The sequence below is a fragment of the Pseudomonas sp. ANT_H4 genome (genome assembly GCF_008369295.1).
Classification (GTDB): Bacteria; Pseudomonadota; Gammaproteobacteria; order Pseudomonadales; family Pseudomonadaceae; genus Aquipseudomonas.
Window position 1 is genome coordinate 283,292 of the sequence record NZ_VOBG01000007.1, and the last position, 10,121, is coordinate 293,412.

General features: G+C 59.3%; 8 protein-coding genes. 3 read left to right on the top strand and 5 right to left on the bottom strand.

Annotated elements, in window-relative coordinates; translation table 11 throughout:
- Positions 1 to 20: 20 nt before the first annotated feature.
- On the bottom strand, positions 21 to 473 hold the full coding sequence (gene rimI, locus FQ182_RS12170; RefSeq protein WP_149411788.1) for a ribosomal protein S18-alanine N-acetyltransferase: 453 nt from the start codon (positions 471 to 473) through the stop codon (positions 21 to 23).
- A complete protein-coding gene (locus tag FQ182_RS12175) occupies positions 466 to 1,212 on the bottom strand; it encodes an energy transducer TonB (protein WP_149411803.1) in 747 nt (248 codons plus the stop codon). Before FQ182_RS12175 ends, rimI begins: the two co-directional genes overlap by 8 nt.
- A 214-nt stretch (positions 1,213 to 1,426) precedes the next feature.
- Here FQ182_RS12175 and mksB point away from each other — a divergent pair, with 214 nt between their 5' ends.
- Genes mksB through mksF form a run of 3 tightly spaced genes read left to right on the top strand, consistent with a single transcriptional unit; the run spans position 1,427 to position 6,253 of the window.
- Positions 1,427 to 2,719: an Mks condensin complex protein MksB gene (gene mksB, locus FQ182_RS12180; protein ID WP_149411804.1), complete on the top strand. Its 1,293-nt coding sequence runs from the start codon at positions 1,427 to 1,429 to the stop codon at positions 2,717 to 2,719.
- Positions 2,709 to 3,416 carry an Mks condensin complex protein MksE gene (mksE, locus tag FQ182_RS12185; RefSeq protein WP_149411789.1) on the top strand — a complete coding sequence of 236 codons (708 nt, stop codon included), beginning with the start codon at positions 2,709 to 2,711 and terminating at the stop codon, positions 3,414 to 3,416. Before mksB ends, mksE begins: the two co-directional genes overlap by 11 nt.
- Entirely contained in the window at positions 3,413 to 6,253 is a 2,841-nt protein-coding gene (gene mksF, locus FQ182_RS12190) for an Mks condensin complex protein MksF (RefSeq protein ID WP_149411790.1), read from the top strand. Before mksE ends, mksF begins: the two co-directional genes overlap by 4 nt.
- Before the next feature lie 66 nt (positions 6,254 to 6,319).
- Here mksF and FQ182_RS12195 read toward each other — a convergent pair whose 3' ends face one another.
- From FQ182_RS12195 to FQ182_RS12205, 3 genes are read right to left on the bottom strand one after another with little or no spacing between them, the layout of a single operon-like run.
- Complete coding sequence (locus FQ182_RS12195; protein ID WP_149411791.1) at positions 6,320 to 8,623, bottom strand: PqiB family protein; 2,304 nt, start codon at positions 8,621 to 8,623, stop codon at positions 6,320 to 6,322.
- Positions 8,616 to 9,239, bottom strand: coding sequence for a paraquat-inducible protein A (locus tag FQ182_RS12200; protein ID WP_149411792.1), 624 nt, complete (start codon positions 9,237 to 9,239; stop codon positions 8,616 to 8,618). Before FQ182_RS12200 ends, FQ182_RS12195 begins: the two co-directional genes overlap by 8 nt.
- Positions 9,226 to 9,885, bottom strand: a complete 660-nt coding sequence (locus tag FQ182_RS12205) for a paraquat-inducible protein A (RefSeq protein ID WP_149411793.1) — start codon at positions 9,883 to 9,885, stop codon at positions 9,226 to 9,228. The genes FQ182_RS12200 and FQ182_RS12205 overlap by 14 nt, the downstream gene beginning before the upstream one ends.
- Positions 9,886 to 10,121: the final 236 nt, after the last annotated feature.

Genomic DNA, 10,121 nt, shown 5'->3' on the forward strand with positions numbered 1-10,121 from the left:
CTTCCACATGAGTTCTATACTCAATCCACCAAGGTGCAGGCCATGACGACTGCATCCTCGCGCCCACCTACAGCCGGATAGTAATCCCGACGCCGGCCGATTTCATTAAAGCCATAGCGCTCATACAGGCGAAACGCCCCGGTATTGCTGTCACGTACTTCCAGGAAGCACTCGCGCGCCTTGGCCTCGTAGGCGCGGGACATCAAATGCTCCAACAGGCTCAAGCCCAGGCCACGGCCCTGGTTTTCCGGCTTCACAGTGATGTTCAGCAGGTGCGCTTCATCGAGGATGAGCTGCACCACGCCATGCCCCACCTGTTGCTCACCCTCAAACATTAGCCAGATCTGGTACTTGCCCAGTCCGTCGAGAAAAATCCCGCGAGTCCAGGGGTGGCTGAAGGCTGCGTATTCGATCTTCAGCACAGCATCGAGGTCCGCCTCGGTCATCGGGCGGAAAGATAAAGCCTCACTCATTGGTACTTTTCCAGCGCGCCATCAGCCGGCGCATGGCTTGCCAGACATCAGCCTTACGCTGTGGCTCTTCCATTAATAATTCCAGGCCCGGCAGGGCCCAGACTGAACCGAGGCCTTCGACCTGCAGTTCGCGGTACCAGGACTCGGCATTGGCCTCGCCGGCAAAACGCACGGCTGGCAGGCCGATCAGCCACAGGCAGACGCAAGGTTCGTCTTCCAGGCGGGCCGAGACAAAGCCTTGGACAAAATCCCGTGCTGCTTCCGGGCCTTGGTCCATAGTGCCTCGTACCAGCAGCGGCCAGCGCACCGGTTCGCCGACGATCTGCGGGCTGTCCGGCAGGCCGGCGGCGCGTAGCATGTCCTTGAGCAGCAGATACGCCGGGTCGCGCGTTTGGAAGCGCTCGCCGGTGGGCAACTCCACCAGCACCAGGCAGCGTCCAGCCCTTAGCAACTGCAGGGAAAAACGCGGCGGTAGCACCACCGGGGCCTTGACCACGGGGGCTGCCTGCTCTGCAATCGCCGGTTTGGCAACGGGCGACCGACGCGGTACTTCGACCTTGACCCGCTCTGTCGGCCGAACAACCGCTTCAACCGCAGGTTTGACCACCGCTACAGGCGAAGCCGCTTCCTCGCCAGACGACTCGAAAGGCTCGTAAGGTTCCAGCGCTTGCAACAGCTCGGGCCGCGAAGGCGCGGCAAAGGGCAATTCGGTGCGTGGCAGCCAGTTGACCACCTGCATGGCGGTCAAGTAAGCGCGACGTCGGGACTCGATAAGCAAAGGTCGGCCACTTGTGGATAACTAAAGAATGGGGATTCTACCGCCCTTCGACGATGATCGCCCACCGTTGATGCGTTTAAAGCCCATCCAGGAGCACCCTGACCGGCTGTGGATAAATCCCATCTTGGATGCAGTACAATCGCTGCTTTTAATCGCCAACCAGCCGGCCATTCCGATGATCGAACCCAAGCGCGTCTTGCGCGCCCTCGCCGAACACTGGGCCCTGCTTGAGCCTCTGTGCGAACACTTCGACCAAGGCACCCTGAGCCTCGCCGAACTGCGCGCGCAACTGGCCGCCCAACAACTGGACAGCACGCCCCAGGACATCACCAGCCTGCTGGACGTGTGGATTCGCCTGGATATCCTGGTGCCTGTCGCCAAGAGCCCGAACCGTTTCGAGCTCAACGCGCAGATCCACGACTTCCTCGCCTATCTTCGCAAGGAGCACCGGCTAGGCCTGTGCCTGGAAATCGAAGCCTACCTGCGCCACCTTGAGCGCCTGGCCGGTTATATCCAGGACGCCTTCGACATCCGTGACGGCCACGACCTGGCCCGGCAGCTGCGGTTGCTGGACATGCGCGTGCGCGACGTGCTGAAAAAGCTCGCCAACGACGAACAGGCCCTCGCCGCCGTGGCCGATCGAGCCAAAACCAGCGACCGGCAGATCCCGTTGCGCCAGCGTTACGCCGAAGTCCTGGCGACCTGGGACGAATACGTAGAACCGATGATCCAGCTGGTGAACGCCGACGGCGCCTTCGAACAAGGCGTGCGCAAGGTGGAAAACGTGCTGCTGCGCATGCTCACTGAGCAGCAGCGCCTCGGCCACCTGGTGGATGATGACATGCTGCTGCGCACCCACGCGCGCATCCTCGAAATGCAAACCAGCGCCCAACTGACCTTGCGTCATGCCCGCGAATTACTGCTGCCGCTGCGCGAAGAGGCCCGCCGGCACAACGCCGTGACCCGTGGCGCCGCGCTGGCCTTGTCGGCGATTCGCCGCAAGGGCCTGGACGCGGTGCCGCAAGCGGCGATGCCAATGTTTACCCGGCCGCAAAGCACCTTTCTCGGCAGTGCCAGCCAGGTCGAGGCTTATGTCTACGCCCTGGCGAACTTCGAACCCAAACCTGCGCGCTTCCCCAAGGCACACAAATCCCACAAGGGAGAAGCCCCTCGCGCACCGCGCACGGTCAAGGAAATGCTGGAGCGTTGCGAAGATGCCCTGCCGATGCCGGACCTGATGACCTGGCTGCTGGAGCAGGAACCGGACGGCGCGACCGACGAGTTGCTGTACTGGTTCTCACGCCTGTCGCGGGAAAAACGCTTCAAGCGCGAACGTCTGGAACGCCAGGATTACCACACTCACGAGCACCAGGTCAGCCTGCGCTCATTCGCCCTGCTCCCGGCCACGCCTGACGCCGCCGAGAATTCTGCGAGCACCCCTTATGCAAGTACTCAGCATGCATTTTGATCTATCCGAACTGTCCCAGCTGGCACCGATCTTTCGCGAGCTGTTCAAGGGTTACCACGTCAGCCGCCGCGACCCGGAGCTGTACGCGCAATTGTCGAACTTCCAGGACCAGTACCGCACGCTGTTCAAGGCCCTGGGCTTTGAGCTGGTATGCGATACCCGTGGTTTCTATTACTTCGTCCCGGACACCGCCGTCGCCGCCGCGCAGGTCAACAAGACCGCCCAGCGCCTGGCACTGTTCACCTTCATCATCGTCGAGCACCTGGCCGACCAGGGTCGCGACCCGATTGCCGTGCTCGACGGTGGCAGCCTGGGCCGCGATGAGCTGCCGTCGTTGCTGGAAAAGTACCGCGACCTGTTTATCCAGGCCGAAGTGCAGACCCAGGAAGAGCTGGAAGAAAAAATCATGCGCCGCATGACACAGCTCGGTTTCGCCAGTGAAGAGAACGGTATCTACCGCTTCCTGCCGCCGATGCATCGATTCCTCGATGTGTGCCTGTCCGTACAGCAGGACCGCGATTTGGCGGCCAGCTTGCATAGCGTGTTGCCGTTGCCGGCTCCGGTGTTGATCGATGAGGACAACGACGAAAAATTGCTGAAGACCAATGATCCGCTGGACCTTAGTGACTTCACCGACGACAGCGAAGAAGACGCCATGGCCCGCGCCATTGCCGAAGAACAGGAGACCGACGCATGAGCAAGGAACGCTACGGCATTCGCCGCTTCGCCCTCTTGAATACCGCCGGTTACAGCCTGGGCTTGTTCCCGCTGGAAGAGCCGCTGTCGGTGTATGGCGCGAACAACCTGGGTAAATCGGCTTCGATCAACGCCTTGCAGTTCCCGATCCTGGCGCGCATGTCGGACATGAGTTTCGGCAAGTACACCCTGGAGCAATCCCGGCGTTTCTACTTTGCTACCGACACCAGCTACATCCTGGTGGAAGTGGCACTACCGCACGGCCCGCATGTGATCGGCGTGGTCGGTCGCGGCCCGGGGGGTGGTTTCGGTCACCAGTTCTTTGCCTACGCCGGCAAGCTGGACCTGGCCCACTACCAGAAAAACGATACTTGCCTACGGCAGAAAGAGCTGTTCACCAACCTTGAGCGTGAAGGCTTGAAAGCCTATGAACTCAAGCCCGATGAGCTGCGCCGTTTGCTGGTGGGTGGTCACACCTCTATTGCGCTGGACCTGACGCTGATCCCGCTGCGCTCTACCAGCGAGCAGAGCCTGAAGACCTTCCGCGCGTTGTTTATCAACCTGCTGCATATGCGCGAAATCACTGCGGCCAAGCTTAAGCAACTGTTCCTCGATGCCTTCGAACACAGCTTGCGCTCTGGCAGTGTCGATTACATCGCAGCGTGTGAAGAAGCTTTCCGTGATGTAAGACGCATGGAGCAGGACTACAACGCCCTGGTGACTGCTGGCCCTCTCGTCGAAGCCTTGGCCAATGGCGTGAAGCACCGCGATATTCTGCGTGGCAAGCTGCACCGCCTGTCGCCACTGCTGGATTCGTTGCTGGGCACTTGGTCGGACTACGCCGGTGCACGCAAGGAAGAACTGACGATCCAGGCCGAGCACTACCGCAACGAACAAGATTCGCTGCAGAACGACCAGCGCGGCGGCACCCAGGAACTGATGCGCCTGGAGCGGGAAATCAGCGGTATTCAGCGTTGGCTGGGTGAGTTGTCGGTGCTCAAGCATCGCTTTGCCCTGGTGGATGACGTCAAGGTGCTGGAGCAGCAACTGCTCGCGGCCAAGGATGCTCACGATGAGCTGGCGGGGGCCCTGGCGCAGTCGCGCCAGTTCAGCGCCGAGGACCTGGATGAGCGTCTGCGGGACCTGGAAAAACGCCTGAAGTCGGTCAAGCAACAACTCGATCACGCCGACAACAACAGCTACGCCAAACTGCGGGAAGAATTCTCCCAGCAGGACGTCGAGCGCCTGATGCGGCTGTTCAACAGCTCGTTGTTCAGCTTGCCATTGGGTGAACATGGCATTGCCCTGGACGACGACGGTCAGTGGGTCAAATCCCTGGAGCTGATCCTCGATGGATTCAAGGGCGAGCGCTTTGAAGTGCCAGGGCTGTCCATCGACATCTCGCACATCGAGCCGCCGGCGTTGCAGGCCCTGGCTGACCGCGCAGCATTGCGCGACCAGAAAGAGCGTCTGGAAAAAGAACTCAAGCAACTGAAAACCCAGCAAGCCGTGGCCTCCGACCGCGCGGCGAGCAAGACCCAGACCGAGGCACTGTACCAGCAGGTGCTGGATGCGCAGAAAGCCTTGGAAGACTTCCGCCGCGCGCAAACCCTGAGCGCCGAGGAAGGCGAGAAGCTGGAAAACCTGGCGCAGATGGAAGCGGCGCAAGACGAACTGAAACGCTCCAGCGATGCCTTTACCGAACGCGTCCAGCAACTGTCGGCCAAGCTGCAACTGGTGGGGCGCCAGATCGGTGACATGGAAGCCAAGCAGCGCACGCTGGATGACGCCTTGCGTCGTCGTCAGCTGTTGCCAGCGGACTTGCCGTTTGGCACGCCGTTTATGGACCCGGTCGACGACTCCATGGATAACTTGCTGGCGCTGCTCAATGACTACCAGGATAGCTGGCAGGGTTTGCTGCGCGGCGATGGCCAGATCGAAGCGCTGTACGCCCAGGTGCGCCTCAAGGGCGTGGCCAAATTCGACAGTGAGGATGACGTTGAGCGTCGTCTACATCTGCTGATCAACGCTTACGCACACCGTACCGACGAAGCCCTGACTCTGGGCAAGGCGCGACGTGCTGCGGTCACCGATATCGCGCGAACCCTGCGCAATATCCGCAGCGACTACGACAGCCTTGAGCACCAGTTGGCGCTGTTCAACCGCGAGATCAACAAGCGCCAGGTCTCCAACCTGCAAAGCTTCCGCATCGTGCTGGCGCCGAACAAGGAAGCCCTCAAGCATATCGACCAGATCATCCACAGTGCCGGTCAGTATGAAGAAGGCGAAACCCTGTCGGTGTTCGACTTGAGCCAGAGCGCCGAGCAGGACAACAAGAACGAAGAGGCCAAGGAATACCTGGCACGCCTGGTAGCCGCCAACCATAACCAGCTAGGCCTCAAGGATCTGTTTGAGCTGGCATTTGAGATCACCAAGGTCAACGGTCAGCCGGTGATTCACACCGACATCGATGGCGCCGCCTCCAACGGCACCACCATGACCATCAAGGCGCTGACCAACATGTACTTGTTGCTGCACTTGATGGACCGCGATCAGGCCGGGCGCGTGCGCTTGCCGTATTACCTCGATGAGGCAGCAGACATAGACGAGAAGAACCAGGCGGCGCTGCTGGAAACAAGCTTGCAGCTGGGCTTCGTGCCGATTCTGGCCAGTGTGAAGCCGCAGGTTTCCGCCCAGGTGGCCATTGACCTGGAAGGCGGCAGCGGGCCGAACGGGATCTACATTGATGAGGCGGACTGGAAGTACATTCGCCGTCACGACGCAGTGAAGGCGACAGTGAATGTGCAGGCGGACGAGCCGGAGTTGGATGAGGTCTGATTGGCTGCACTGAAAGCAAAAAAGGCCGAGATCCAATGGATCGCGGCCTTTTTTATGGGTTCGGGTTTATTTACCCAGAGGAATCTTCGGCGCCCAGATTAGCCACTCGTCTTCGAACTTGTCGAACAACGGGAAGGTCTGCTCGGGACGTGCGGCATTGCCCATGCGCTCACCATCTGGCGTGGCAAAGGCGATGCCGCCCTGGATCAGGGTCTCCAGGGACTCGGTGCGTACCGTCGCGCCCTTGAACAGGCCGAAGTCGACACCGAAGCCGCTGCTGTTCCAGAACCGACTGCCTGTGCGTACCAGTGGGGCGTACTTGGGTTCGATCAAGATATGGATCAGCACGCGGTCAGCGGTCTGTCCCAGCTCGTAACCGGTGACCTTGCCCACGGTGACTTCACGGTAGGTCACCGGCACACCGACTTTCAACGATCCACGGCGGGCAGCACTGAGCACCAGGCTCAAGCCGGCTTCCTGTTGGGTAGCCTCAGGCGGTTGGGCCAAGGCGACAAAGCTCTTTTGTGGGCCAGCGCTTTTCGCCGCAGGTTGCACCTCGATGTACTGGCCCGTCACCAGGGTTTCCAGATTGGACGTCTTCATCAAGCTCAATTCAGGCTTGACCACCCAGAACTGGCTGCCAACGCGAGCAATACGTTCCGGCACTTCGGTGATACGTGCGCTGAGCATCACGGACTGCATATCGGCGCTCAGGTCGACGCTTTCAATCTTGCCCACGTCCAAACCCTTGAAGCGAACCGGCGTGCCACTGCGCAAACCATCGGCACGGTCAACCTTGATGGTCACCAGCGTGCCCTTTTGATTGGCAGCTTCGTGATCCGGGAACAGGCGGAAACGTGGTATGCGCTTTTTCAGGGGTACGTTCTGCTCTGGCGTCTCGAAGGCGATACCGCCGGCCATCAGACTCTGCAAGGATTCACTCTTGACTTGGATGCCGCCGGTCAGACCGCCAGTGAGCGTTACGCCGCTGGCATTCCAGAAGCGGGTAGAACCGTTGACCAGGCCTTCGTATTCCTTCTCGATATGGATACCGATCACCAGTTGCTTGCGCTTGCGGGAGAATTGATAGCTCTGTACCGAACCGACCTTGACCTGCTTGTAGAGAATCGGACTGCCAACCTCCAGGGAGCCAAGGCTGTCGGTGAACAGCACCATGTGCAAGCCTGGGGAACGCAGGTCCAACGGGGGGGCCTTGGGCCGGGCCTCGAACTCACGCTGGGGGGCAGTGCCTTTATCGCCGGGGCGGATGGCGATGTAGTTACCCTTTACCAGAGCTTCCAGACCGGTAATGCCGGCCAGGGAAATGGAGGGTTTGACCACCCAGAATTGGGTGCCCTGGACCAGATAGTCTTCGGCCAATGGATCGAGGGTCAGTTCGGCGCTGGCGCTGGACAGGTCTGGATCGACCTTCAAGGTCTTCAAGCTGCCGACCTGAATGCCTTTGTACATCACAGGTGTACGGCCGGCCTGCAGGCCTTCGAAGTCGCTGAGTTTGACCTTGACCCGGATACCTGCGGCCGCGGCGTCAAAGTCTTCGTACAGCCGGAACGGCAGGCTTGGATCGGTGGGTGGGCTGTCCTTGCGGTTCTCAGGAGTGGCGAAGGCGATACCGCCGGCGACGATGCTGGCCAGGGATTCGCTGCGCACTTTGACCCCGGACAGGTTGGCATCAATGCTGATGCCACTGGCGTTCCAGAAGCGCGTATGTTTACGCACCAGATTGGCGTAGGTTGGCTCGATGTAGACTTTGACCTCAACGGTACTCTGGTCTTCGGAGAGCAGGTAACTTTTGACCTGGCCCACCTGGATCTGTTTGTAGAACACTGGGCTGCCCCGGTTAAGCGAACCGAGGCGTTCGGCCTTGATGGTCAGGTGCAGGCCGGGCTTGGCATCCGATAGTGGAGGCTCTTCGGAAAGCGCCTTGAACTTGCGCGAAGACTCTCCATCGCCGGGGCTGGCAGCAATGTAATTACCCGAGACCAGTGTCTCCAGGCCGGTAATTCCGGCCAGGCTGACGCTGGGTTTGACCAGCCAGAAGCGGGTGTTGGTCTTGAGGTATTGCTCCACGTCCTTGTTCATCTCGATGGTAGCAATCACCCCGCGATTATTGCCTTCATCATCGAGGGCCAGGGTTTTGACCTTGCCCACAGACATACCTTTGTAGACCACTTCGGTCTTGTTGGCCTGGATACCTTCGCCGCTTTCAAAACGAACCTGGATCTCGATGCCCGTCTGGTTATAAGCGCGCCATCCCAGCCAGCCGCCGATCACCAGTGCAATCAGGGGCAGCACCCAAATAGCCGACCAGTTCGAAGCTGGGCGGGTTTTAGCCTTAGGCAAATCAGTCATGGTCGTCGTCCGACTCCGTGTTATCCCAAATCAGTCGGGGATCGAAAGTTACTGCGGCAAGCATCGTCAAAATCACCACACTGGAGAAAGCCACAGCGCCGAGATTAGCCTCGACACTGGCAAGTCGCCCAAAATTTACGACCGCCACCAGGATGGCGATCACGAAGATATCCAGCATGGACCAGCGGCCAATGAATTCGATAAAGCGGTACATGATAATGCGTTGTCGCGCAGAAAGCGGCTGATGGCGTTGCACCGAGAACAACAGCAAAGCGATACCCACCAGTTTGAACGTTGGCACCAGGATACTGGCAATAAAGACTACGGCCGCGATAGGGAACATCCCATGCTGCACCAATTGGATCACCCCGGACATGATGGTGCTCGGATCGCCCTGCCCCAGGGAGCTGACGGTCATGATCGGCAGCAGGTTGGCGGGGATGTACAAAATGGCCGCAGTGATCAATAAGGCCCAAGTACGCATCAGGCTGTTCGGACGACGAGCGTGGACCAATGCACCGCAACGGCTGCAGGTTTGCTCGTCAGTGTCCGGGTCTTGCTTGTTCAGCTCGTGGCATTCGGTACAAATCAGAATGCCCGCATCAATCGCCCGCATGAGCATCCTCTCCTGACAACGCCTGCCAGATCTGGTGAGGTGACATCACCACCTCCAGCAGCACCTGGACCATTAACAGACCGACAAAACAGGCCAAACCCAAGCCTACGGTGATGGAAGCCATATCGGCCAGCTTTACGATTGCCACCAGCACACCCATCAGGTAGACCTCAAGCATTCCCCAGTCCCGCAAATGGTGATAAATGCGATAGAACAGCAAGCCGTAGCTGCGGCCGACGTTCCAACGAATGCTCAGCAATACCGCCAATTGGCAGATGAGTTTGAGCAATGGAATGCCCATGCTGCAGAGGAAAACCACCACGGCGACGCCTTGCATCCCGGTGTTGAATAGGGCGACAACGCCGCTCCACACAGTGTCCTGCGAGGACTGCCCGAGTAGATTGAGCTGCATGATGGGTAAAAAGTTCGCAGGGATGTACAACAGCAGCGCCGCGATCACCAAGGCGAGGCTACGCTCGACGACATTGTGCCGATGGGCGTACAGCTCATAACCACAACGCGGGCATAAGGCTTTTTCACCACGGGCAAGCTCTGGCTTGCGCATCAGCAAGTCACACTCATGGCATGCCACCAGGTCGTCCAGCGATAAGTCTGACACCTTGAGGGTATCAACCGGATCCGGCATATAGGGCTCGAACTCTAAAAAGGTTAGGTGCCTATTCTAGTGTTCTGCTTCAGAAATAACTGTGCAAATTTGTCGGGGCTTCAACTCTAGGGTCGAGCTTGCTCCCGGCGCGCTCGCTCATACTTTTCCATCGCCCAAAACAAAACCCCATCTGCTTTCGCAAATGGGGTTTCGGAATTTAATCTTGACGATGACCTACTCTCACATGGGGAAACCCCACACTACCATCGGCGATG